The organism is Vagococcus sp. CY53-2 (assembly GCF_022604695.1).
GTDB lineage: Bacteria > Bacillota > Bacilli > Lactobacillales > Vagococcaceae > Vagococcus.
Genome location: NZ_JALAHP010000004.1, coordinates 75,286 through 100,712 on the forward strand (window position 1 = coordinate 75,286; position 25,427 = coordinate 100,712).

Here is a 25,427-nt window from a genome sequence, read left to right on the forward strand (position 1 = left end):
ATTAGGTTAACATGATTTTAGCGAACATCCTATACCCAAATACGGTAAAAGATGCTCGCTAAATTAGATGTATGTGGCGATCGTTTTTAATAACAATTCTTCAGAATTAACCACGACGCCATTTAGTTTAATTAACCCAATCGTGTAAAGGTTAACATAAGGGAATTGAGACTCTGCTACATCTTGCAATGCTGTTATTTTTTGCTGATTATCAGCACCTTGTTGTCTACTGTCTGTGAACAAACCGATAATAGGGATGCCAGCTTGATAAGCTACACCAATCTCAGAAGCGACACCAACATCAATACTGACACCATCAAGTACAGCAATCATTAGTTGACTGTTTAGTAATGCTTTTGTATCATAAGTTGCAATCATTTTTGAGTCAGCATAACTATTTTTATCATTTATCTCCATTTGCTCTTGAGGTAAATACACAGAAACCTCTTTGTAAGATTCTCTGATTTGTTTTACAAGCCACTCGTTGTAATTTTTTTCCATTGTTGAGAATAAGGGACTAGCAAAGTATATATTTGTCATCAAACCACTCCTTACTATTACATTTATATAATACAATACCCTAATTTGTAATAATTTGTAAAGAGAATGTCATATTAAGCAAGAGCCATTCTTGTATAATTGGGAAAGATAAAAAGTGAACGTTATTAATTGAAAGGTGTTGGCGATTGTTGAATTATAGGAAAACTATAACTGGTCTATTGTGCTTTGTCATGCTAACAAGCATGCCAGTTTCGTTATTTGCAGCAACGAAAGAAGAAGACGTGAAAAAACAAAGTGTTGAGATTAGTGAAAAAATCGATAGTGCACTTGATAATGTAAATAAAAATTATAGAGATTTAGAAAATTTAAAATCAGAGGTAGTTAATACTGAAACTAAAATATTATCTACACAACAGCAAATTGAAAAAACAAAACGTAGTATGGATAAACGCAAAGAATTGATCGCTTCTCGTATGAAGACAATCCAAACAAATCAACAAAGTACTACAATGGTTGATACGTTATTAAACGCTAATAGTGTGTCAGATTTTATTAATCGTGCTTATGCAATGTCAGTTTTACAAACAGCTGAAAAATCTAAAATTGATACATTAGAAACAGATACGGAAAAGTTGGAAAAATTAAGAGAAGAATTAGTGATGGACCAACAAATGTTATCTGAAAAGCAATCCAAAGTAGAAACAGATAAAGCAGCATTAGAATCACAAGTAAACGATTTAAAAAAAGAACTGGCTGATAATGAAGCAACATTGAAAAAGTTATCGGAAGAACGTGTCATAAAAGAAGCTCAAGCAGCTAAAGAAAAAGAATTGGCTAAAAAAGCACAAGAGGCTAAAGAAACAACCAAAGTAAATACTAATAATTCTTCTTCAATGAACGAAATAGCTAAATCAGAAAATAATAATAAGACAGAAGTAACTAATTCTACCAACGCAACACCTGTATCCACAGATAAACCAGCGTCAAGTGGTAATGGACGGGTTTTAACTATGCAATCGACAGCTTATTCATATAGTGAAGCTGGATTAACACCTTACACAGCAACCGGAATTGATTTAAGACAAAACTCTCGTGTTATTGCAGTTGATCCAAGTGTAATTCCGTTAAACTCACTAGTAGAAGTGTCTGGATATGGATTTGCTGTTGCTGGAGACACAGGTGGAGCCATTAAAGGCAATATTATTGATGTTCATTTTAGTACAGTAGCAGAATGTTTACAGTGGGGAAGACGAACAGTCACAGTAACTGTTCAATAAAAAAAGTATCAACCAACGAGTCATGTGTTGGTTGATACTTTTTAGTTTTCAGCACCTTTACTGCTTTTTTCTTCTATGTAATGCATTAGGCCATCATACACTGCTTCACCGATTTTTTGATGGTATTTTTTATTCGTAATATAAGAAGCATCAAAATCATTATTGATATATCCTAATTCAAGTAAAACAGCGGGTTTCGAATTTTCTCTTAGAACTTGGTAGTCTTGTTTTCCAAAACCTCTGTTATCTAATGGTAAAATATTGGCAATACTATCATTTATTGATTGAGCTAACATTTTACTGCCATCTTTTCTGTAAAAAGTTGTGGTTCCAGAAGCAGTATTTGGTTGTGCGCTAGAATCATAGTGGAAACTAATAAACGCATTTGCTTGACTAGAAGAACTAATTTTTCCAATATCTGTTAGTGAAACAAATTTATCTGTATCATGAGTCATTAAAACATTAAATCCATGAGACTGTAATTCTTTTCTCACAGCTAGTGCTGTCTTTAATGTAACATCTTTTTCAAATGTTATACCATCTGTTGTTTGAGCACCTGGGTCATCCCCACCATGACCGGGATCTAACATAATGGTAAATTCTGGCATTGGGATACCTGGCTTTTCCTCTTTGCTAGATATTTTCCTAGAAGTAACTTGCCAGGAGTTGAGAAAACCAGTTTTTCCATCTTTTGTTTTTACTTTCATCCAACCATTTTCGGTTTCAGATACATAGGTAAGAGAATCGCCATATTTTAATAAGTTACCTTTTTTACTGGAAGTTGAATGATCATTCATTAAAAAGGCAGAGGTAGTTGCAATATGGAGAGATTGATTGTCTTTATATTTATTGGGACGATTTTTTTGAATGGTTAAGCAATCATTTGGTACCCAGCCATAATCACCACCACTATAAATCCTTACCCATCCATTTAGCTCAAGGGTTGCATTGACGTACTCATTCTTTTTTAGCGTTTTAATTGTTTGACTATTTTCTGAGTTTTCTTTTTTTAGTTCGATGTTTCGTTTAGATATTAAAGCACTAAGGTTAGTGTATGGTCCACTCGTTCCATCAAATAGTAACCAATCTGGTACCCAGCCAACCGTTTTATCAGATGTCTGTATTTTATACCAGTTGTTTTTTTGATCAGAAATGGTCACTTTGTCTTCTTTATGTACTTGTGTAATGACAGTGGAAAAAGCATCAGGCTTCTCTCTAACGTTTAAAGCGGTTGTTCCCACAGTTGCAATTTGGCTATTCCCCCGCATGTAATAGAAGCCGATAAAAACAAGGGTAATGACTAAAGTATTAATGATGAACATTTTTATCGTGCGATTTATTGATTTTGTGTTTTTCACATGGTTTACCTCATTGGTTTATTAATAAAGAATATTATAGCAAAAAAAAGGAAAGATGAGTAGTGAGTTCTCCTATTGTATCTTGACTTTTTGTACAAATTTTAGTATTTTAAAGTGGAGTATCGATGAAAGAGACGTGCCTTTTTTCCCGACAGAGAGAATGAATCTGGTGAAATCATTCATAAAAAGGACTGACACTCTGGAGATGGGTAGTAAGATACCCCGCTAACGAGCGTTATATCGTTTAGAGAAAAAAGTTCTTGAACTTTTTAAAAAATAGGTGGTACCACGTGTAAGTAATTATTCGTCCTTGTTATGATATAACAGGGGCTTTTTTTTTATGAATGATTAATTTTAAGGAGAGAGATAATATGCAAGAAAGAACAACGTATTGTGGGTTAGTATCGGAAAAAGATCTAGATAAAGAAGTTGTAGTAAAAGGTTGGGTGCAAAAACGCCGTGACTTAGGTGGATTGATTTTTATTGATTTAAGAGACAGAGAAGGAATCGTCCAAGTGGTCTTTAATCCAGAAGTATCACAAGAAGCATTAGACATTGCTGATTCATGTCGAAGTGAATATGCGATTGGTGTTAGAGGTAAGGTAGTAGAGAGAACAGACTCGTCTATTAATCCTCGAATGAAGACAGGTAAAGTAGAAATTATTGCTGAGGACATCATGGTATATAATGAAGCAAAGACACCACCATTTGTCATTGAAGACGATCAAACGATTAGTGATGATGTGCGTATGAAATATCGTTATATGGATATTAGACGCCCATCTATGTTAAATAATTTAAAATTAAGACATCATGTTACACGAGTTATTCGTGAATTTTTAAATGACAATGGCTTTTTAGATGTGGAAACACCTTATTTAAATAAATCGACACCAGAAGGGGCAAGAGATTATTTAGTTCCTTCACGTGTTCATCCAGGACACTTTTATGCTCTACCACAGTCTCCACAAACTACAAAACAATTATTAATGGGAGCAGGTATCGATCGTTACTACCAAATTGTTCGTTGTTTTAGGGATGAAGATTTACGTGGTGATCGCCAACCAGAATTTACGCAAGTTGATATTGAAACAAGTTTCTTAACCGAAGAAGACATCCAAAATTATACTGAAAATATGTTATCAAAAGTAATGAAAGATGTTATGGGAATTGATATTCCACTGCCATTTCCACGTATGACGTATGATGATTCAATGGCTCGATTTGGTAGCGATAAACCTGATACACGATTTGATATGGAATTAATTGACATGAAGGATACTGTCAAAGACATTGAATTTAAAGTGTTCCAAAATGCATTGAACGCAAATGGTGCTGTCAAAGCATTAAATGCTAAACAAGCTGCAAGTAAGTATTCACGTAAAGACTTGGATAAACTAGGTGAATGGTTATCTCAGTTTGGTGCTAAAGGTTTAGCATGGGTCAAAGTAGAAGAAGATGGGCTAAAAGGACCAATCGCGAAGTTTTTAGTAGACTCAAGCGAAAAAATTATTGATGTGACAGAGGCAGAGGTTGGCGATTTATTATTATTCTGCGCCGACACTGAATCAATTGTCGCAGCATCACTAGGTGCATTAAGAAATCGTTTAGGAAAAGAGTTAGACTTAATAGATCCAGATAAATTTAATTTCTTATGGGTAGTAGACTGGCCATTATTTGAATATTCTGAAGAAGAAGACCGTTTTGTAGCAGCACATCATCCATTTACAATGCCAAAGGAAAGTGACATTGAATTATTAGAAACATCACCTGAAAAAGTTTACGCCAAAGCCTATGATGTGGTACTAAATGGTTATGAGCTTGGAGGGGGTTCTTTGAGAATTTACCAACGAGATTTACAAGAGAAAATGTTTAAAGCGTTAGGTTTTACGAAAGAATCAGCTGAATCTCAATTTGGTTTTCTTTTAGATGCATTAGATTATGGATTCCCACCACATGGGGGAATTGCTTTAGGGCTAGATCGTTTAGTTATGTTACTTGCTAAAAAAGATAATATTCGTGAGGTAATCGCTTTTCCTAAAAATAGTAAAGCAGCTGATTTGATGACATCTGCACCAAGTATGGCATCAACAGAACAACTAGCTGAGCTATCATTAAACGTTGAAATAGATGAGTAGAATTATGCCACTTAATTAGTCAATAAATCGAGGAGAGGCGCAATCAGTGGAAAGATTAAAAACGTGTAAAGAATATATGAGCGACAATGGGTATATGGAAAAAGTTTCTATGGCTGTTGTTAATGGTATTTTACAAGCAATTGCACTAAATTTATTTTGGAGACCTGGACATATTTATGCCAGTGGTATTACAGGTTTAGGGCAGATTATTGTCACGTTAGCCGAAAAGGTATCAGGTATTGAATTGCCTATGGGTGTTGTATTGTATTGCTTAAATATTCCGCTGTTTATATTAGCGTGGATAATGTTGAGTAGAAAATTTACTATTTTTACGATGATTTCTGTATTTATGACAGCTTTTTTTGTACAGGTTATTCCTATTACAGTGTTATCGACCGATCCTATTATTTGTGCCATTTTTGGTGGAGGAATATGTGGTTTGGGAGTAGGATTAGCGCTTCGTAGTGGCTTATCTTCGGGTGGATTAGATATTGTTAGTATGACAATTAGAAAACTAACTGGTCGAAATGTTGGATCATTAAATATCATTTTTAATGCCTGTATTATTTTAACATCAGGTTATTTGTTTGGTTGGCCATATTCATTTTACAGTGCTTTTTCTATTTTTGTGAATGGCAAAGTAGTCGATATGGTATTTACTAAGCAAAAAAAAATGCAAGTTATGATTATTACAAGTAAGCCACAAACTGTCGTAGATGAGTTACAATCTAGGATACGTCGAGGTATTACTATTTTAAATGATGCAGAAGGAGCATTTTCTCATCATGAACAAAAAGTATTATTAACTGTATTGACGCGCGATCAAATCCCTATGCTACAACATGCAATGGAGAAAGCAGATCCAAAAGCCTTTGTTAGTATATCCGAGAATGTAACTATTATGGGGAATTTCTATGAAACGATTGATTAGCTGAGAACTAAAATAAATTTTTTCCCTTTAGGTCATTAGAAAATGAGAAAGCAGTTATATTAATACTTAAATCCCTAATTTTTTAAAAGAAAATAACTTATTTTTACAAGAAAAGATTAAAAGGTTGGTACTGAAAACGTTTTTGTATTAGAATGTTTGTGAAATTCAAAAAGATACCTTTAAATTATGAGATTAGTAGTATATAATGAGTTTAATATCATTTAATTTTAATTTTAAATTAATTTAATTGCTATTAAAACTATTGCTTAATCATTCGTTTTCTAATATAATTATAAGATATCTTAATAGTTTTCATCTATTAAGTATATAGATATTATTAAAAATGAAGAGTTATATGTACAAATAAAATCAGTACGGGAATAATATAAGAAAGGAGAATTCTATTGTTTGTTGACAACAAATTATTAGACGTGAGAAATTTACATACGGGATTTCGAATCAAAGACAATTTTTATGATGCAGTAGATGACGTGTCAATTACATTAGACAAAAATGAAATTTTAGCAATTGTTGGAGAATCTGGTTGTGGGAAAAGCACATTAGCAATGACCATAATGGGGTTACAAGATCCAAAAAATACTAGAATTACTGGGGATATCGTCTACAACGATTTAAATCTTGTAGGTCTATCCGAAACGCTTTATAACAAGATTAGAGGAAATGATATCGGGATGATTTTCCAAGATCCATTGTCAGCGTTAAATCCATTAATGCGTATAGGAGATCAAATTTCAGAAGCGTTGTTTTATCATACAGATTTAGATGAAAAACAACGGACTGAACGTGCGATTGAGTTATTAAATCAAGTAGGTATTGTCAATCCTGAACGTGTGGCAAAACAATATCCACATGAATTGTCCGGTGGGATGAGACAACGTGTTATCATCGCTATCGCTATTTCTTGTAAACCACCAATTATTATTGCCGATGAACCTACTACTGCGCTTGATGTAACCATTCAAGCACAAATTTTAGACTTATTAGGAGATTTACAAGAGGAAACAGAAGCCGGCATTATTTTGATTACTCACGATTTAGGTGTGGTAGCTGAGACAGCAGATAGAGTCGCTGTTATGTATGGTGGTCAAATTGTAGAAGAAGCACCTGTTGATGTTTTATTCTCTAATCCACAACATCCTTATACACGCTCGTTACTGAACTCAATTCCACAAGAAGACGCACATGACTCTGAATTACATGTTATCGAGGGAGTGGTTCCTTCATTAAAAAATATGCCACGTACAGGTTGCCGATTTGCCGCTCGTATTCCTTGGATACCAGAAGATGAGCACGAGGAACAACCAACGTTGCATGAAGTTGAACCAGGACACTTTGTTCGATGCACATGTTACAAACATTTCCACTTTAGAGAAGAAGGTGACGCATAATGGGACTAATAGAAATAAAAGATTTAAAAGTGCATTACCCAATTCGTGGAGGATTTTTAAATAAAGTTGTTGATTATGTTTATGCTGTTGATGGTGTTGACTTTGAAATTGAAGCAGGAAAAACATACGGTTTAGTTGGAGAGTCTGGTTCAGGCAAATCAACCATTGGTAAAACAATTGTGGGTCTTGAAAAAGCAACAGCCGGAGAAATTTTATTTGAAAACACAAATGTTGTTTCAAAAAGAGCAAGAAAATCAATTGGCTATAATAAAGATGTGCAAATGATTTTCCAAGATTCAATGTCAAGTTTAAATCCTAAGAAACGTGTATTGGATATTATTGCTGAACCCATTCGAAACTTCGAAAACTTATCTGTTCAAGAAGAAAAGAAACGTGTTCAAAACTTGTTAGATATTGTTGGTATGCCAACAGATGCACTATATAAGTACCCACATGAGTTTTCTGGTGGTCAAAGACAACGTTTAGGTGTGGCACGAGCTGTTGCAACGAATCCTAAATTAATCATTGCCGATGAGCCAGTATCAGCTCTTGACTTATCAGTTCAAGCACAGGTACTTAACTTCATGAAACGTATTCAGGAAGAATATAATTTGAGTTATTTATTTATCTCTCACGATTTAGGTGTGGTAAAACACATGTGTGACAATATTGCGATTATGAATCATGGTCGTTTTGTTGAAATCGGAACGCGTGAAGATATTTATAATAATCCACAACATATTTATACAAAACGCTTACTGTCTGCCATTCCTAAGATTGATGTAGAAAACCGTGATAAGCATAAACAAGAGCGTCGAAAAGTGGAACAAGATTTCCGAGACTTATACAGCCAGTACTATGATGAAAATGGTCGTGTATATGACTTGAAAACTATTAGTCCAACTCATCAGGCAGCAATTAAGACAACTGAAGGGGGAGGACAATGATATGTGGAAAACAATATTAAGACGTGTACTATTAATGATTCCACAAATTTTTGTGTTGAGTCTGTTTATCTTTTTATTAGCAAAAGCTATGCCGGGAGATCCGTTTACTGGATTAATTAATCCTAATATGGACCCTGCGACAATCGATCGAATGCGTGAAGCAGCAGGATTAAATAATCCTTGGTATATTCAGTATTTTGATTGGATAACCAATGCGTTTAAAGGTGATTTTGGACAAAGTTTCTTATATAAACTACCTGTAAGTGATATTATTGGTTCTCGTGTTGGGAATACCATTTACTTGTCATTATTAACAGTTATTATTACATATGCAATTGCCTTACCTTTAGGATTAGTCTCAGGTCGTTATCAAAACTCTTGGTTTGATAAAGCAGTTGTCGTTTATAACTTTGTCAGCTTTGCTGTTCCAATCTTTATCTTCGCGTTACTGATGCTATTTGTCTTTGGTTACCGTTTAGAATGGTTCCCAACAACGGGATCAGTGGCAACAGGATTAGAACCGGGGTCATTACAATATGTGATGAGTCGCTTGTATCACATGATTTTACCAGCCATTACACAAGCGTTACTTGCAACAGCCGTAACGATTCAATACTTACGTAATGAAGTCATTGATGCAAAACAATTAGATTTTGTTCGTACAGCAAGAGCAAAAGGTGTACCGACTAATAAAGTCTTTACACATCATATTTTTAGAAATGCCTCTTTACCAATAGCAGCCCAATTAAGTTATGAAATTACTGCCTTAATTAGTGGGTCAGTTGTTATTGAACAAACCTTTGCTTATCCAGGTATTGGTAAATTGTTTATTGATGCAATCAATGGACGTGACTACTCAGTGATTACAGCCATAGTATTAATACTAGGTATTGTCACAATTATCGGAAATCTAATTTCAGATATTGTCATGAGTATCGTCGATCCTCGTATTCGTATCCAGTAACACACCAATAGTTAAGAAAGGAGACTCGCTATGAGTAAAGAAAAAAAAGAAGCAACTGTAGAAGCTGTTAGTGTTCCACCAACAGGTTTTAAAATGATTGCTCGAGAATTTAAAAAAGATAAATTAGCATTATTTTCATTAGCGTTATTAGTTATTATCTTTGCAGTTATTTTTATCGGAGCACTTGTTTTAGATAAAGATGCTGTAATGAAAGTAAGTATCTTAGATAAATATGCTGCCCCAGGTAATGGCTACCTATTAGGTGCTGACGAAGGTGGGCGTGATGTTTTTGGACAATTGATCATTGGTGCTCGTAACTCTGTTGTTATTGGGTTTTCAATTACTATTTTGACATCAATCATTGGTGTGGGATTAGGGATTGTTGCAGGGTACTATGGTGGTATGGTAGATAGTATCATTATGCGAATTGTTGATTTTATCATGATTTTACCCATTATGATGATTATCATTGTGTTTGTTACAATTGTTCCAAGCTATAATGTATTTTCTTTTATTATGATTATGAGTTCATTCTATTGGGTCGCAAAAGCGCGTCTCTTTAGAGGAAAGACACTATCTGAAGTACGTCGTGATTACATCAGTGCATCAAAAACACTTGGGACAAGTGATTTCAAGATAATGTTTGGTGAATTGATGCCAAACTTAAGCTCATTAATTATTACAAATTTGACGATGAACTTTGCAGGCAACATCGGGATTGAAACAACGTTGTCATACTTAGGATTTGGATTACCACAATCAACACCTAGTTTAGGAACATTGATTGGGTATGCGTCAAATGGTGTCGTTTTATCAGATATGACTTGGGTATGGGCGCCAGCGTCTGTATTAATTCTTGTCATGATGTTATGTATCAACTACGTTGGTCAAGCATTGAAGCGTTCAGCGGATGCACGTCAACGTTTAGGATAAAAAAATCTAAGGGGGATGAAGGAATGAAGTACAAAAAATTATTTAGCGTCGTAGCACTTGGTGCTGCAGTAACAGTTGGGTTATCAGCTTGTGGCGGAGGAAAATCTGACAAAAAATCAAGTAGTGGGAAAACAGAAAAAACGGAAGATGTATCAAAATTCCCAGTAAAAACGTCTAATAAAGAAAAAGCCAAAGAAGGCGGAACGTTAGAAGCAGCAGTTGTTATGGATACACAGTTTAAAGGAATGTTCTCTGAAACTTTTTCTGAAGACAACTATGATGCTCAATTTATGCAACCATCTCATGAATCATTATTTACAAGTAATGGTAACTTTGAGACAACAGATGACGGAGTAGCAAAAAAAGACATCGATGTTGATGGTAAGAAAATTACAATTACAATTACTAAAGATGCCAAATGGTCAGATGGTAAACCATTAGTAGCAGATGATATTATCCAACCATACTTAATCATTGGTAACAAAGATTATTCAGGTATCCGTTATGGTGAAGATTTCCAAAATATCGTTGGGATGGATGAGTACCATGATGGAAAAGCTGACACTATCTCAGGAATTAAAAAAGTAGATGACAAAACGGTCGAAATTTCTTACAAAGAAATGAATCCAGGGATGAAACAAACAAGTGAAACTGTTTGGACTTCAGCAATGCCTTCTCATATCTTTAAAGATATTCCAGTAAAAGGAATGGAATCTAGTGATGCGGTACGTAAGAATATCGTAACGTTTGGACCATACAAAATGGAAAAAATTAATACAGGTGAATCTGTAGAGTACACACCAAATGAGTACTACTACGGTGAAAAACCCAAATTAAGTAAAATCACAATGCGTGTCGCACCATCGAGTTCAATTGTAGAATCATTGAAAGCTAAAAAATATGACATGGTATTCAGTATGCCAACTGATAACTATCCAAACTATAAAGATATAGAAGGATATGAAATCTTAGGTCGTCAAGATTTAGCTTATACTTATATTGGATTCAAATTAGGTAAATGGGATGATGCTAAAGGTGAATCTGTTTACAATCCAGATTCAAAAATGGCAAATAAATCATTACGTCAAGCAATGGGATATGCCATTGATAACGAAGCTGTAGCGAACAAATTCTACAATGGTTTACGTCAACCTGCTAATGCGATTGTACCACCAATCTTTGATGAATTTAGTGATAAGAGCTTAGTTGGTTACTCTAAACAAGATATTGATAAAGCAAACAAATTATTAGATGAAGCTGGATACAAGAAAAAAGATGGCGAAGAATTCCGTCGCGATCCAAAAGGTGAAAAACTAGAAATTAATTTTGCTTCTATGTCAGGTGGCGAAACTGCCCAACCATTAGCTGAATACTACATGGACTGCTGGAAAGAAATTGGTTTAGATGTTAAATTATCAACTGGTCGTTTAATTGAATTCCAATCATTCTATGATAAATTGAAAAATGATTCACCAGACGTTGATGTTTATCAAGCGGCTTGGGGATTAAGTTCAGATCCATCTCAATCAGGATTATACGGACCTAAAGCAGCGTTTAACTACACTCGTTTTGTCAGTGATGAAAATACTAAGCTATTGAACGAAATTGATTCTGAGAAATCATTTGATGGTAAATACCGTACAGATAAATTTAAAGAATGGCAAGAATATGTTGCTGACGAAGCATTTGTCATTCCAACATTGTTCAGAGATGCTGTATTACCAGTAAGTGACAAAGTAACTGGATTTGACTGGGCTTATGATGTAACAAGTAACCCATGGTCTCACGTTGGTGTAACAGATAAAAAATAACGTTTAATGACTATCAATTTGGCTATTTGGTCAAATTGATAGTTTTTGTTTTCTTTCAAACAAAAAAAACGTATAATAAGAGTATCTATCGTTAAAAGGGAGAGGCACATTCAATGGAACAAACGTTAACACAGTTATTAAAGACAGACTATAACATCATTTTTAAAGACATCTCGTTGTTGGAACAAGCGTTTACCCATTCATCCTATGTGAATGAGCATCGACATTTTGAATTACAAGATAATGAACGATTAGAATTTCTAGGAGATGCTGTCTTAGAGTTAGAAGTATCTGATTATTTATACCGTCATTTTCAAGATTTACCAGAAGGGAAATTAACAAAACTACGTTCAACCATTGTTAGAGAAGACAGTCTAGCAATGTTTGCTAAAGAATGTGGGTTTGATCAATTTGTTAAACTTGGTAAGGGTGAGGAAAATTCAAATGGTAGAAGTCGTTCATCATTGTTGTGTGATTTATTCGAAGCTTTTTTAGGAGCTCTATATTTGGATCAAGGAGCTAAAAAATCGAAAGAATTTATCTACCAAGTAGTCGTAGCAAAAATTGAAACTGGTGCTTTTTCACATGAGATGGATCATAAAACAGCTCTACAAGAAGTATTACAAAAAAATGGTGATATCTTGATTGAATATCATTTAATTGATGAAGAAGGACCAGCACATGCAAGAGTTTTTCATGTTGAAGTGTGTGGTGGAGGAACACCTTTAGGTAAGGGGTCTGGAAAATCTAAAAAAGCGGCAGAACAAAATGCAGCAGAAGCAGCATTAGCTAATATTTTGGCAGAAGAATCCTAGGAAGGGGACTTATTTTTTGTGTATTTGAAACGAATAGAAATTGCGGGATTTAAATCCTTTGCAGAACGAACGATAATAGAATTTAATGAAGGCTTGACGGCCGTAGTTGGTCCTAATGGAAGTGGAAAAAGTAATATCACAGAAGCCGTTCGATGGGTTTTAGGGGAGCAGTCAGCAAAAAATTTACGTGGGGGGAAAATGCCGGACGTTATTTTTGCTGGCTCTTCTTCACGTTCCCCATTAAATATTGCAGAGGTAACGCTTGTGTTAGATAATGAAGACCATTTCTTACCCATTGAATACTCTGAAGTGAGTGTCACAAGAAGGTTAACACGAGATGGTGAGAGTGATTTCTTTATTAATAAGCAACGTTGTAGATTAAAAGATGTGATTAGTTTGTTTATGGATTCAGGTCTAGGTAGAGATTCTTTTTCGATTATTTCTCAAGGGAAAGTAGAAGAAATATTTAATAGTAAGCCGGAAGAACGTCGAGCTATATTTGAAGAAGCAGCAGGGGTATTAAAATATAAAAACCGAAAAAAACAAGCTGAAAAACATCTTGGTGAAACAGATGATAATTTAAGTCGAGTACAAGATATTATTTATGAGCTAGAGATACAATTAGCTCCATTAAAGAAACAAAGTGATAATGCGACACAATATCTGGCTTTAAAGGAGACTTTATCTGAGCAAGATATCAGTATGACAACCCATCTTATTGAAGAAACGAAAGAAAAATGGGAAAAAAATAAAGAACAATTACGTCAAAAAAAACAAGCTCTAGAGGCTAGAGAATTAGAAAAAATCACATTGGAAGAAACATTAGAACAACTAAAATTAGAACAAGAAACACTAGAACAAATGTTAGACAATCATCAACAGAGACTACTTGATTACAGTACGCAATATGAACAGTTAGAAACACAAAAAAGAGTGTTGGAGGAAAAGCAAAAATTTTCTGTCCAAACGAAAGAATCACAGCAAAAAACATTGAGAGATTTAGATACACAAAAAGAATTATTACGACGTGAGATTGATACATTAAAGCAAGATGAACAAGAATTAATACAAGAAAAGCAAGCGATACAAAAAGATACTTATCGTATGAGAGAAGAACTGGTTCAATATAGCAAATCAGCAAAAGAACAATTAGATGATATGCGTAGCGATTATTTAGAATATATGCAACAACAAAGTCATGTGAATAATGAGTTAAAACATTTAGAAAAACAGTATAGTCAAGAAACCAATAAAAATTCGCGTGAAATCAATCATTATGAACAGCTTATCTCATTGATTAAAGAAAAACAAGAAACCCTAGAAAATTTAGAGAAAGAGTATGACATAAAAAAAGCGAATGTCGTGACTTACTTGGAAGATTATCAGCAAAAAAGACAAGTCAAAGAACAGTTAAATACGCAACTTCAAAAATTAAATACACAATTAATGGATGCGTTACGTATTTTACAGCAAGCTCAAGCAAAACAAAAAAGCTTGAAAGAGCTACAAGATAACTATGCTGGATTTTATCAAGGTGTTAGAGCAGTACTAAAAGATAAACAGCAATTTCCTGGAGTAGTGGGTGCTGTTGCTGAATTAATTGAGATTCCAGAAGCATACCAATTAGCATTGGAAACAGCACTTGGGACAAGTGTTCAGCATATTGTAACAACTGATGACCAAAGTGCTAGAGAGGCCATTTCTTATCTAAAAAAACAACGATTGGGACGTGCGACATTTTTACCATTAACAACCGTCAAAGCTCGTTTTATTCGTCAAGATGTATTAGATAAAGTGTCTCATATGTCTGGATTTATTGGTGTAGCAAGTGAGTTGGTATCTTATGATGAGACAGTTGCAGCGATTATGAAAAACTTACTTGGATTAACGATTGTGGCTGATTCATTGGATTCTGCGACACACATTGCGAAACAAATTAAGTTTCAATATCGTGTGGTATCGTTAGATGGTGATGTGATGAATCCTGGTGGCTCGATGACTGGTGGGATGAGTAAAAATGGTCAGTCGATGCACTGGTTTTCACAATCAAAAGAATTACAGGAAATAGAGAAACAATTGTCTCAAATGACGACTTTGTATCAGCAAAAAGAAGCAGAAGTGTCTCATATAAAAGAGGAACTAGTTGTAGTAGATGAGTCTCTTGAACAGTTGCGTCAATTAGGCGAAGAAGCAAGATTAACAGAGCAACAGTTAAGCACTCAAGTGTCTCTTTTAACACAAGATGTGAGTCAATTAGAAAAAGAGAAAAAAGTGATAGAGTATGAGCAAAGTGAATTGAACCAATTTCTAACGTTATATCAACAAGATAAAGAAAATTACGAGCTTGAACAAAAAGAGTTAGAAAAAAAAATAGCCGAGCTTGATAAAAAAATGGCTGATGTGGATCAATTAGAGGCTACTAATTTAGAGAAAAAAGAAGAGTTGACGCAATCACTTGCTAAAAAAGAAGCTGAGTTAGCAGTGGTGAAAGAAAAACTCAGTCAGTTGAACGAAAAACAAAAAGAGCGTATAGAACGCTTAGATGTTGCGGATAAGAAAATGAGTGACATGCTACAAGAAACGCAGTCTAATGAGCAAGATAGCAGTCATTTTCATGAAGAAGAAGCCAGAATTATAAAAGAGATGGGTAGTGTTTCTAATAAGCGCGAGGAGATTTTAACTCAAATTACGGAAGCCAAAACACAGCGAGAACACTATACAACCAGTATCAAAGAACAAGAAAAAATTGTTGAGAAAAACCGACAAGATATTCAAGTCTTGATTAGTCAACGAACAGAATTAGACATTATTCAAGGAACATGTGATAATCAGTTAGATAGTTTATTAACTTACTTACAAGAAGAATATAGTTTAACGTTTGAGGCAGCAAAAGAGCGTTCTTTCATCATTGAAAACGTAGCAAGCGTGAGTCAAAACATTAGAGAGTTAAAAAGAAAAGTAGCTGACTTAGGACCTGTTAATATTTCGGCTATTGCTCAACATGATGATATATTGGAGCGTTATGACTTTTTAACGAGCCAACGTGATGATTTGAATTTAGCGAAAGATGAATTGAAAGAAACAATGGATGAGATGGATATGTTAGTCATGAAGCAATTTCATGAAGTATTTTGTGACATTCGTGAAGAATTCCGTCAAGTATTTCCTAAGATGTTTGGTGGAGGACATGCTGATTTAATTTTGAGTGATGAAACAGATTTACTGCATACAGGGATAGACATTGTGGCTCAACCACCAGGTAAAAAATTACAGCAATTGAGTTTACTTTCAGGAGGAGAAAGAGCCTTAACAGCTATTGCTCTGCTATTTTCTATCATTCAAGCAAGACCTATCCCATTTTGCATTTTAGACGAGGTAGAGGCAGCATTAGATGAAGCAAACGTGACACGTTTTGGTAATTATTTACGTCATTTTGGTGATGCGACACAATTTATTGTGATTACTCATCGTAAGGGAACGATGGAATCTGCTAAAGTATTATATGGGGTCACAATGCAAGAATCTGGTGTATCGAAGATTGTTTCCGTACACTTAGAAGAGATGGAAAAATTAGAAACCACATTAAAATAGATAGGAGACATAACATGATTAAGTTGATTGCGATTGATTTAGATGGCACATTATTAACTGATGATAAAAAAATCTCTGATAAAAATAAAACAGTGTTAACTCAAGCGAAAGAACAAGGAGTAAAGGTTGTCATTTGTACGGGACGCCCATTATTTGCAATTGAGCCTTACTTGGATAGGCTTGAGTTAAGAGATGAAGGGGACTATAGTATCACCTTTAATGGTAGTTCTGTGCAAAAAAATGATACTGGCGAGACGCTATTAGCTCATTCTTTATCTTTTGACGAAGTGAGTCGAGTGGCTAACGTGATGATGTCATTAAATTTACCGTTAGATATTATTTCAGTGGATACGGTTATTCATTTAGAAACTGCTAAAGAACCTTACACTTCTATTTATGAAAGTATGAATCCACTACTTAAGGTGGAGCATGCGACACTTGATACATTGGATAAAAATCGTTTGTTTAACAAAATGGTTGTAGCCGTTGAAACAAGTTATTTGGATGAAAAATTAGCCCAATTACCAAAAGAGTTATTAGAAGAGTTTAATATCATGAAATCACGTGACAATTTATTAGAAATTATCCATAAAGAAGCGAGTAAAGCTGCTGGCATTGATGAATTGGCAAATTATTTAGGGATTAAACAATCAGAAGTGATGGCAATTGGTGATGAAGAAAATGATTTTTCAATGATTGAGTATGCTGGGTTAGGTGTTGTGATGGAAAACGGCAGTCAAGGTGTGAAAGACATTGCTAAATTTGTTACGAAAAGTAACCAAGAAGATGGCGTGGCGCATGCCGTTGAAAAATTTGTGTTAATTAATGAGTAGGAGGCAGTGACATGGGATTTTTTGATAAGATTAAAAAGGCAGTTCTTGGTGAGAAAAAAGTTGAAGAAACACCAAAAAAAGAGATCGTCGAGGAATTAGAACAAAGCATTGAAAAAATAGATAAAGAAGATAGTCTTGATGCCAAAGAAACTGTGGTTGTAGAAGAACCAAAGGAAGATGTAACGGTTGAAGAGATCATTTATTCAAAACAAGAAGAACCAAAAAAAGAAGTAGTCAAAGAAGTGGTGATTGAAGAAAAACCACAAGATACCGTTCAAAAATATGACAAAGGATTAGAAAAATCAAGACGATCTTTTGGTCAATACATGAATGAATTATTTGCTAACTTTAGAATGGTTGATGATGAATTTTTTGAAGATTTAGAAGAAGCATTGATTTCTGCTGATGTCGGGTTTGAAACGGCAATGCGTATTTCTGATGAGTTGCAAGAAGAAGTGAAATTAAAAAATGTTAAAAAGAAAAAAGATGTTCAAGCGACAATTATCGAAAAATTAGTTGAGATTTATGAAGCTGAGGGCGTTGAAGAAAACAATGATTTAAATATTCAAAAAGATAGTCCAACCATTATGTTATTTGTTGGTGTAAATGGCGTGGGTAAAACCACAAGTATTGGAAAACTGGCTAAACGATACAAAGACGAAGGAAAAAAAGTGTTGTTAGCAGCAGCTGATACCTTTAGAGCTGGAGCCATTGATCAATTAGTTGTCTGGGGAGAACGTGCTGGTGTTGATGTGGTTCGGCATAATGCAGGTAGTGATCCAGCTGCTGTTGTGTATGATGCAGTAGAAAAAATGAAAAATGAGCATTATGATATTTTGTTAGTGGATACGGCAGGGCGTTTACAAAATAAAGTCAATTTAATGAAAGAATTAGAAAAAATGAAGCGTATCATTGAGCGTGAATACCCTTCAGCTCCTCATGAAGTGTTATTAGTAGTAGATGCAACAACTGGGCAAAATGCACTGATTCAAGCAAAAGAATTTAAAAATACCACAGATGTGACAGGGATAGTTTTAACTAAGCTAGATGGAACAGCTAAAGGTGGGATTGTCTTAGCTATTAGAAATGAATTACATTTACCAGTAAAATTAGTTGGATTAGGAGAGAAAATCACTGATTTAGAAGCCTTTAATCCAAATCAATTTGTTTACGGATTGTTTAAAGATTTAATGGAAGATTATGATGGGTAAATAAAAAACGATAAAGCCTTGATAGGTTTTATCGTTTTTTATTATTTATATGAATGTAAAACGTCAATATTATGCTCAACAAAATAAGAAGAGTATGGATCAGTAAATTTCTTATTTGTAATTAATAGATCGACAGCACTCAAATCTGCATAAGTTAATAAAGTCGAATGATCAAATTTTGTTTCATCAGCTAGTAAAAAGATTTTATCCGCTTTATCAATGACTTGTCGCTTGATCTCGTATTCCATAATGTCAGAATTCATTAAGCCACTATTGATAGAAACAGCTGTTGCTGCCATAAATGCTTTTGTAATATTGTATTTAACAGATAATTCGTCATTTTCTACTCCAACAAATGAACGGGTAGGCTTCTTAAAAATATGACCAATCAGAAAAATATTTGCTTTTCTTAATTTTTCAGCTTTTAATACAACATCTAAACTATTGGTAATAATCGTAAGAGGAATGTTTTCATCTACATAATCTAGGATATATTTCGTTGTAGTACCAGAATCAATATAGATTAAGTCATCTGACTCAATAAAAGAAGCCGCTTTTTGTGCGATGGCTTTTTTATCTTCCTTATTTTCAACGTTTCGATACTCAAAATCAACAAGAGTCCCCTCTTTTACACTAACACCGCCGTAAACTTTTTCAAAACGTGAGTCTTTGAGTATCTTATTGACATCTCGTCTAATAGTATTCATGGATACGTTGAATCCCTCTTCCAATTCTTTTAAGCTCACATGGCTGTGATCTAAAATATATTGTTTCATTAATTCAAATCGTTTCTCTTTCATAAGTATTCTCCACTTTCTGTCATTTTTTTTATCATATCACCTATACATAAGTTTATCAATAGTTAATCAAATTATGTTTTAATTACCAGTTATTATTATAAAATTAACAAAAAATATTGACTGTTGATTAAATTAAAGGTAATATTAAATCAAAGTTAACCAAAACAACCAAGATGTAACAATTTAAATGGTATGTTTTAAGTAAATCTATGGAGGGGTATGAATGTCAATTAGAAAATTAAAAAATTATATAAATGGTGAGTGGGTAGAAAGCCAAACAACCACATACGAAACAGTAGTGAATCCTGCAACAAAAGAAGTAATGTGTGAGGTTCCGTTATCAACCCGTGAGGATTTAGACCATGCAGCCTCTGTCGCACAAGAAGCATTTCAAACATGGAAAGAAGTTGCTGTACCAAGACGTGCACGAATTTTATATAAGTTTCATCAATTATTAATTGAAAACAAAGATGAGTTAGCAAAATTAGTTACGTTAGAAAATGGAAAGGCTTTATCTGAATCATATGGTGAAGTTCAACGTGGTATTGAAAATGTAGAATTTGCTGCTGGAGCACCAACTTTAATGATGGGGGATAATTTATCTTCTATCGCAACAGATGTTGAAGCAAGTGTTTATAAATACCCAATCGGAGTAGTTGGTGGAATAACGCCATTCAACTTTCCGATGATGGTACCATTTTGGATGTTCCCCATGGCCATTGCTACAGGAAACACAGTAGTATTGAAGCCATCTGAAAAAGCGCCAATGTTAATGGAAAAAGTGGTGAGCTTATTAGAAGAAGCTGGTTTACCTAAAGGAGTATTTAATGTAGTTTTTGGAGCACATGATGTTGTAAACGGTTTATTACAACACCCAGATATCAAAGCGATTTCATTTGTTGGGTCACAACCAGTTGGACAATATGTTTATACAGAAGGTTCTAAAAACTTAAAACGTGTTCAATCACTAACAGGAGCTAAAAACCACACGATTGTTTTAAATGATGCCAATCTTAAAGACAGTATTCCTGCTATTGTAAGTGCCGCGTTTGGTTCAGCTGGTGAGCGTTGTATGGCAGCTGCAGTGGTAACAGTAGAAGAAGGTATCTATGATGAATTCATGGCTGAATTAATAAAAGCCACAAAAGATATCAAGATGGGCAATGGATTAGATGATGGCGTGTTCTTGGGCCCAGTTATTCGTCAAGAAAACTTAGATCGTACACTAAACTATATCGAGCAAGGCGTTGAAGCAGGTGCTAATTTAATCTGTGACGGTCGTGAGCAACTAGATGAGGCGGGATTCTTTGTTGGACCAACTATTTTTGAAGGTGTGACAACAGACATGACTATTTGGAAAGATGAATTATTTGCTCCAGTGTTATCTATTATGAAAATTAAGGATTTACAAGAAGGGATTTCTATTGCAAATGCATCAGAGTTTGCTAACGGTGCTTGCCTCTTTACGAATAATGCTTCGGCTATTCGCTTCTTTAGAGAAAACATTGATGCTGGAATGTTAGGTATTAACTTAGGCGTTCCTGCTCCAATGGCAATGTTCCCGTTCTCAGGATGGAAATCATCATTCTACGGGACATTACCAGCAAATGGGAAAGCTGGAGTAGATTTCTATACACGTAATAAAGTCGTAACAGCACGTTACGCACGTAGTGATGTGTAAAGGGAGGAAACAAAATGGTTGAGCTAAAACGACGTCCATATAAAAAAGAACTTTCTGAACACGTGGTGGAATGCCATCACGTGACGCGTGAGGCGGACGGATTACGCTATATTGAAATGCGCGTGTTAAACCTATCTAAAGGTGGTATTTACACAGAAGAATTAACGAATTTAGAAGCGTGCATTGTCGTGATGGCAGGGAAAATTGATGTAATAGTTGGGGAAGACTCATTTAAACAAATTGGGAATCGTCAAGATGTCTTTGATAGAGTTCCAACGGATAGTGTTTATGTTTCAAGTGGTAAAACGTTCGATATTACGACCAATGAGGATGCTAGAGTATTAATTGCCTATGCTCCAAGTAATAAAATATTACCAACGACTTTAATTAAAGCATCTGATAATTCAGTAGAACATCGTGGAAAATATCAAAACAAACGTACTGTTCACAATATTATGGATGATCAAAGTCCCATTTCAGATAAATTAATTGTGGTTGAAGTGTATACAGATAGTGGTAACTGGTCTAGCTATCCCCCTCATAAACACGATCAAAATAATTTACCACATGAATCCTTCTTGGAAGAAACTTATTATCATGAAATGAACCCTAAAAAAGGCTTTGTATTCCAACGTGTATACACAGATGATCGTTCATTAGATGAAACCATGACTGTAGAACATGAAAATGTGGTGTTAGTACCAAAAGGTTATCATCCAGTATCAGTCCCTGATGGATACGATGGTTATTATTTAAATATTATGGCAGGGCCAATCAAAAAATGGCAGTTTCATAATGACAAAGATCACGAATGGATTTTAAATAGAGACTAATAAAAAGGAGTTTAATTATGACAACTTATGATTTAATTGCTGTTGGCCGAGCGTGTATTGATTTAAATGCAGTGGAGTACAATCGTCCAATGGAAGAAACAGAAACATTTAGTAAATACGTTGGAGGATCTCCAGCCAATATTGCAATTGGTGCATCAAAATTAGGATTATCTTGTGGATTTATTGGGAAAATTCCTGATGATCAACACGGAAGATTTATCTCAAATTACATGTCAGAAGTTGGAATTGATACAAGCCAAATGGCAATAGATAAAGATGGACATAAAGCAGGGTTGGCTTTTACTGAAATTCTTAGTCCGTCAGAATGTAGTATTTTAATGTACCGTGATGATGTGGCTGATTTATATTTAGAGCCAAATGAAGTCAGTGAAGACTACATCAAACAAGCGAAAATGTTAGTTGTATCAGGAACAGGTTTAGCACAAAGTCCTAGCCGTGAAGCCGTATTAAAGTCAGTTGCATTAGCACGAAAAAATAATGTCAAAGTGGTGTTTGAATTAGACTATCGTCCTTATACATGGAAAAATGCTGAAGAAGTATCTGTTTACTACTCAATCGTAGCTGAACAATCAGATGTCGTGATTGGAACACGTGATGAATTTAATATGTTGGAGAATGTAGTAGAAGGAAATAACGATAAAACAGTCGCGTATTTATTCCAACATGAGCCTGAATTAATCGTGATTAAACATGGTGTTGAAGGGTCATATGCTTATACAAAAGAGGGCGAAACATTCCGTGGTAAAGCGTATAAATCAAATGTATTAAAAACATTTGGAGCAGGAGACTCTTACGCTGCAGCCTTTTTATATGCCTTAACTAAAGGGAAAACAATTCAAGAAGCATTGCAATATGGTAGTGCCTCAGCAGCCATCGTGGTAAGTAAACATAGCTCATCTGAAGCCATGCCAACAGTAGAACAAATTGAAGCGTTAATGGAAGAACAATCAAACTAAAAGGAAGTAAGCTAATGAGAGAAACAATTCGATTAACAACAGCACAAGCATTAGTTAAGTTTTTAAATCAACAATATATCTATGTTGATGGTGTAGAAACACCTTTTGTTGAGGGAGTATTTAATATTTTTGGACATGGTAATGTCTTAGGCCTAGGTCATGCTCTAGAAGAAAATCCAGGGCATTTAAAGATAATGCAAGGTAAAAACGAACAAGGGATGGCGCATGCTGCGATTGCTTATGCCAAACAAATGAAACGACAAAAAATTTATGCTGTGACAGCTTCAGCTGGACCTGGTTCAGCAAACATGATTACAGCAGCCGCAACAGCGCATGCAAATAATATTCCTGTTTTATTTTTACCAGCAGATACTTTTGCGACACGTCAACCAGATCCAGTGTTGCAACAACTAGAGCATGAATCTAGTATTTCACTAACAACAAATGATGCGTTCAAAGCAGTATCACGATATTGGGACCGTGTAACACGTCCTGAGCAGTTGATGTCTGCGTTAATTCGAGCATTTGAAGTGATGACGAATCCTGCAACGGCAGGGCCAGCCACAATTTGTTTACCGCAAGATACTGAAGGGGAAGCATTTGATTTCGATGCGTCATTTTTTAAAAAACGTGTTCACTATTTAGATCGTACAAGTCCTGTTGAAAGAGCCTTGAATGATGCACTAGATAGAATCAAAGAAAGCAAACGTCCAGTGATGATTGTGGGTGGCGGTGCGAGATATTCTGGTGCTGGTGAGGTAATCCAACAGATTGCAACGCAACATAATATCCCATTAGTTGAAACGCATGCTGGAAAATCAACTGTTCCAAATAGTTTTACTTATAACCTAGGAGGAACAGGTATCTTAGGCACATCAGCAGCCAATAAAGCAATTGACTCAGCTGATTTAGTTATTGGTATTGGAACTCGTTATACCGATTTTACCACGTCATCAAAGACAGCATTTAATTATGATAAAACACGTTTTATTAATATCAATGTGAGTCGAGTACAAGCCTATAAATTTGATGCACTACAAGTAGTAGGTGACGCAAAAGCTAGTTTAGAATGGTTTAGTCAACATTTGGATGATTATAAAGCCAGTTATGGTTATGAGTTAGAAGAATGGCACAAAGAATGGCAAGAAGAACGCCAACGTTTACATAATATTGTCTTTAATAGAGAAACATTTAAAGCAGAAATTGCGGATCATTTTTCACAAGAAATCATGAATGATTATGCCGATGTGTTGCGAACAGAATTTACCCAAACCAATGCGTTAATCACACTAAATGATACAGTAGCAGATGACAGTGTTGTCGTTGCTTCAGCGGGTTCTTTACCAGGAGATGTGCAACGATTATGGGAAACAGATACAGTCAATACATATCATTTAGAGTATGGTTACTCATGTATGGGGTATGAAGTGGCAGGCGCTTTAGGAGCAAAATTAGCTAACCCAGATCAAGAAGTCTATGCTGTATTAGGCGATGGTAGTTTCTTGATGTTACATACAGAGTTAGTAACAGCCCTACAGTACAAACAAAAAATTAATATTTGTTTGTTTGATAACGCTGGATATGGTTGTATTAATAATTTACAAATGTCTAATGGTGGTGGAAGTTTCAACTGTGAATTACGCGATGCTGATAATCAAATTATGGCAATTGATTATGCGATGGTTGCAAAAGGATATGGAGCAAAAGTGTATCGTGTTAACACACGAGAGGAACTTGTTGCCGCATTAGAAGATGCAAAAAAACAAACAGTGTCAACATTGATTGACATTAAAGTATTACCAAAAACCATGACTGATGGATATGGTGGTTGGTGGAATGTTGGAGTATCAGAAGTATCAGATAATCCTAATGTGACACAAGCATGGAAACAACGAGAACAAAAGTTAGAAAAAGCGTGGAAGTATTAAGGTTTGGGAATATAGCTAGCTAAATAAAGGTGTTAGCTATATTTCTTTTAAAAACAAAGAAAGCGCTCTTTTTTTGAGCTAGGAGGATACTATGACAATTATTAAGTTAGGGATTGCACCAATCGCTTGGACAAATGATGATATGCCGGAATTAGGTAAGGAAAATACGTTTGAACAATGTATCAGTGAAATGGCATTAGCAGGGTACACAGGAACAGAAATTGGAAACAAATATCCGAAAAATCCAGAAGAATTAAAAAGTTACTTAGAACCACGTGGATTATCAGTAGCTAGTGCCTGGTTTAGTGCTTTTTTAACAACCAAACCATTTGAAGAAACAGAAGAGGCTTTTATGTTACATCGTGACTTTTTGCATGCAATGGGAGCAAAAGTCATCGTTGTGTCAGAACAAGGACATAGTGTACAAGGTCAAATGGAGACACCTGTTTTTGATAAAAAACCTGAATTCAGTGAAGAAGAATGGCAAAA

At 34.9% G+C, this 25,427-nt stretch carries 19 protein-coding genes and 1 pseudogene; 17 read left to right on the top strand and 3 right to left on the bottom strand.

Features of this window, described 5'->3' with window-relative positions; all coding sequences use genetic code 11:
- Window positions 1-63: 63 nt before the first annotated feature.
- The gene (locus MN581_RS07660; RefSeq protein ID WP_241699549.1) at window positions 64-540 is read right to left on the bottom strand and encodes a nucleoside 2-deoxyribosyltransferase; all 477 of its coding nucleotides are present in this window, start codon (window positions 538-540) and stop codon (window positions 64-66) included.
- 149 nt (window positions 541-689) lie between these two features.
- Here MN581_RS07660 and MN581_RS07665 point away from each other — a divergent pair, with 149 nt between their 5' ends.
- Entirely contained in the window at window positions 690-1,778 is a 1,089-nt protein-coding gene (locus tag MN581_RS07665) for a 3D domain-containing protein (protein WP_241699550.1), read from the top strand.
- A 41-nt stretch (window positions 1,779-1,819) separates the two neighbouring features.
- On the opposite strand, the gene MN581_RS07670 is transcribed toward MN581_RS07665, so the two are convergent.
- Complete coding sequence (locus tag MN581_RS07670) at window positions 1,820-3,136, bottom strand: N-acetylmuramoyl-L-alanine amidase (RefSeq protein ID WP_117973562.1); 1,317 nt, start codon at window positions 3,134-3,136, stop codon at window positions 1,820-1,822.
- Between the two features lie 371 nt (window positions 3,137-3,507).
- Between MN581_RS07670 and aspS the strand changes: the two genes are divergently transcribed.
- From aspS to ftsY, 11 genes are all read left to right on the top strand, one after another.
- A complete protein-coding gene (gene aspS, locus MN581_RS07675) occupies window positions 3,508-5,274 on the top strand; it encodes an aspartate--tRNA ligase (RefSeq protein WP_241699551.1) in 1,767 nt (588 codons plus the stop codon).
- A 76-nt stretch (window positions 5,275-5,350) separates the two neighbouring features.
- Window positions 5,351-6,205 (top strand): YitT family protein, encoded by an 855-nt coding sequence (locus tag MN581_RS07680; RefSeq protein WP_241699559.1) that lies wholly within the window; start codon window positions 5,351-5,353, stop codon window positions 6,203-6,205.
- 404 nt (window positions 6,206-6,609) lie between these two features.
- Window positions 6,610-7,614, top strand: coding sequence for an ABC transporter ATP-binding protein (locus MN581_RS07685; RefSeq protein ID WP_241699552.1), 1,005 nt, complete (start codon window positions 6,610-6,612; stop codon window positions 7,612-7,614).
- On the top strand, window positions 7,611-8,561 hold the full coding sequence (locus tag MN581_RS07690) for an ATP-binding cassette domain-containing protein (protein ID WP_117973556.1): 951 nt from the start codon (window positions 7,611-7,613) through the stop codon (window positions 8,559-8,561). The genes MN581_RS07685 and MN581_RS07690 overlap by 4 nt, the downstream gene beginning before the upstream one ends.
- A gap of 1 nt (window position 8,562) precedes the next feature.
- The gene (gene opp4B / locus MN581_RS07695; protein WP_071456144.1) at window positions 8,563-9,525 is read left to right on the top strand and encodes an oligopeptide ABC transporter permease; all 963 of its coding nucleotides are present in this window, start codon (window positions 8,563-8,565) and stop codon (window positions 9,523-9,525) included.
- Between the two features lie 30 nt (window positions 9,526-9,555).
- Window positions 9,556-10,458, top strand: a complete 903-nt coding sequence (locus MN581_RS07700) for an ABC transporter permease (protein WP_117973554.1) — start codon at window positions 9,556-9,558, stop codon at window positions 10,456-10,458.
- A 23-nt stretch (window positions 10,459-10,481) separates the two neighbouring features.
- Window positions 10,482-12,269, top strand: coding sequence for an oligopeptide ABC transporter substrate-binding protein (locus tag MN581_RS07705; RefSeq protein ID WP_117973552.1), 1,788 nt, complete (start codon window positions 10,482-10,484; stop codon window positions 12,267-12,269).
- A gap of 113 nt (window positions 12,270-12,382) precedes the next feature.
- Entirely contained in the window at window positions 12,383-13,084 is a 702-nt protein-coding gene (gene rnc, locus MN581_RS07710) for a ribonuclease III (protein WP_117973550.1), read from the top strand.
- An 18-nt stretch (window positions 13,085-13,102) separates the two neighbouring features.
- Window positions 13,103-16,675, top strand: a complete 3,573-nt coding sequence (smc, locus tag MN581_RS07715) for a chromosome segregation protein SMC (RefSeq protein ID WP_241699553.1) — start codon at window positions 13,103-13,105, stop codon at window positions 16,673-16,675.
- 14 nt (window positions 16,676-16,689) lie between these two features.
- Window positions 16,690-17,508, top strand: coding sequence for a Cof-type HAD-IIB family hydrolase (locus MN581_RS07720; protein WP_241699554.1), 819 nt, complete (start codon window positions 16,690-16,692; stop codon window positions 17,506-17,508).
- Between the two features lie 11 nt (window positions 17,509-17,519).
- Window positions 17,520-18,719 carry a signal recognition particle-docking protein FtsY gene (gene ftsY, locus MN581_RS07725; RefSeq protein WP_117973545.1) on the top strand — a complete coding sequence of 400 codons (1,200 nt, stop codon included), beginning with the start codon at window positions 17,520-17,522 and terminating at the stop codon, window positions 18,717-18,719.
- A 41-nt stretch (window positions 18,720-18,760) separates the two neighbouring features.
- Here ftsY and MN581_RS07730 read toward each other — a convergent pair whose 3' ends face one another.
- Entirely contained in the window at window positions 18,761-19,519 is a 759-nt protein-coding gene (locus MN581_RS07730) for a DeoR/GlpR family DNA-binding transcription regulator (protein WP_241699555.1), read from the bottom strand.
- Between the two features lie 223 nt (window positions 19,520-19,742).
- Here MN581_RS07730 and MN581_RS07735 point away from each other — a divergent pair, with 223 nt between their 5' ends.
- The 5 genes and pseudogenes from MN581_RS07735 to MN581_RS07755 form a co-directional block, all read left to right on the top strand.
- Window positions 19,743-21,200, top strand: a complete 1,458-nt coding sequence (locus MN581_RS07735; protein ID WP_241699556.1) for a CoA-acylating methylmalonate-semialdehyde dehydrogenase — start codon at window positions 19,743-19,745, stop codon at window positions 21,198-21,200.
- Window positions 21,201-21,214: 14 nt separating this feature from the next.
- Window positions 21,215-22,033 carry a 5-deoxy-glucuronate isomerase gene (gene iolB / locus MN581_RS07740; RefSeq protein ID WP_117973539.1) on the top strand — a complete coding sequence of 273 codons (819 nt, stop codon included), beginning with the start codon at window positions 21,215-21,217 and terminating at the stop codon, window positions 22,031-22,033.
- Between the two features lie 14 nt (window positions 22,034-22,047).
- Window positions 22,048-23,010, top strand: coding sequence for a 5-dehydro-2-deoxygluconokinase (iolC, locus tag MN581_RS07745; protein WP_199500926.1), 963 nt, complete (start codon window positions 22,048-22,050; stop codon window positions 23,008-23,010).
- Window positions 23,011-23,024: 14 nt separating this feature from the next.
- Window positions 23,025-24,938 (top strand): 3D-(3,5/4)-trihydroxycyclohexane-1,2-dione acylhydrolase (decyclizing), encoded by a 1,914-nt coding sequence (iolD, locus tag MN581_RS07750; RefSeq protein WP_241699557.1) that lies wholly within the window; start codon window positions 23,025-23,027, stop codon window positions 24,936-24,938.
- A gap of 91 nt (window positions 24,939-25,029) precedes the next feature.
- A pseudogene (locus MN581_RS07755) lies at window positions 25,030-25,427 on the top strand (myo-inosose-2 dehydratase); the annotation flags it as partial.

Excerpts from the sequence above, each read along its gene's own strand:
- MN581_RS07660 (WP_241699549.1), bottom strand. The coding sequence starts at position 540 with ATGACAAATATATACTTTGCTAGTCCCTTATTCTCAACAATGGAAAAA.
- aspS (WP_241699551.1), top strand. The coding sequence starts at position 3,508 with ATGCAAGAAAGAACAACGTATTGTGGGTTAGTATCGGAAAAAGATCTA.
- MN581_RS07680 (WP_241699559.1), top strand. The coding sequence starts at position 5,351 with ATGAGCGACAATGGGTATATGGAAAAAGTTTCTATGGCTGTTGTTAAT.
- opp4B (WP_071456144.1), top strand. The coding sequence starts at position 8,563 with ATGTGGAAAACAATATTAAGACGTGTACTATTAATGATTCCACAAATT.
- MN581_RS07700 (WP_117973554.1), top strand. The coding sequence starts at position 9,556 with ATGAGTAAAGAAAAAAAAGAAGCAACTGTAGAAGCTGTTAGTGTTCCA.
- MN581_RS07705 (WP_117973552.1), top strand. The coding sequence starts at position 10,482 with ATGAAGTACAAAAAATTATTTAGCGTCGTAGCACTTGGTGCTGCAGTA.
- rnc (WP_117973550.1), top strand. The coding sequence starts at position 12,383 with ATGGAACAAACGTTAACACAGTTATTAAAGACAGACTATAACATCATT.
- MN581_RS07720 (WP_241699554.1), top strand. The coding sequence starts at position 16,690 with ATGATTAAGTTGATTGCGATTGATTTAGATGGCACATTATTAACTGAT.
- ftsY (WP_117973545.1), top strand. The coding sequence starts at position 17,520 with ATGGGATTTTTTGATAAGATTAAAAAGGCAGTTCTTGGTGAGAAAAAA.
- MN581_RS07730 (WP_241699555.1), bottom strand. The coding sequence starts at position 19,519 with ATGAAAGAGAAACGATTTGAATTAATGAAACAATATATTTTAGATCAC.
- MN581_RS07735 (WP_241699556.1), top strand. The coding sequence starts at position 19,743 with ATGTCAATTAGAAAATTAAAAAATTATATAAATGGTGAGTGGGTAGAA.
- iolB (WP_117973539.1), top strand. The coding sequence starts at position 21,215 with ATGGTTGAGCTAAAACGACGTCCATATAAAAAAGAACTTTCTGAACAC.
- iolD (WP_241699557.1), top strand. The coding sequence starts at position 23,025 with ATGAGAGAAACAATTCGATTAACAACAGCACAAGCATTAGTTAAGTTT.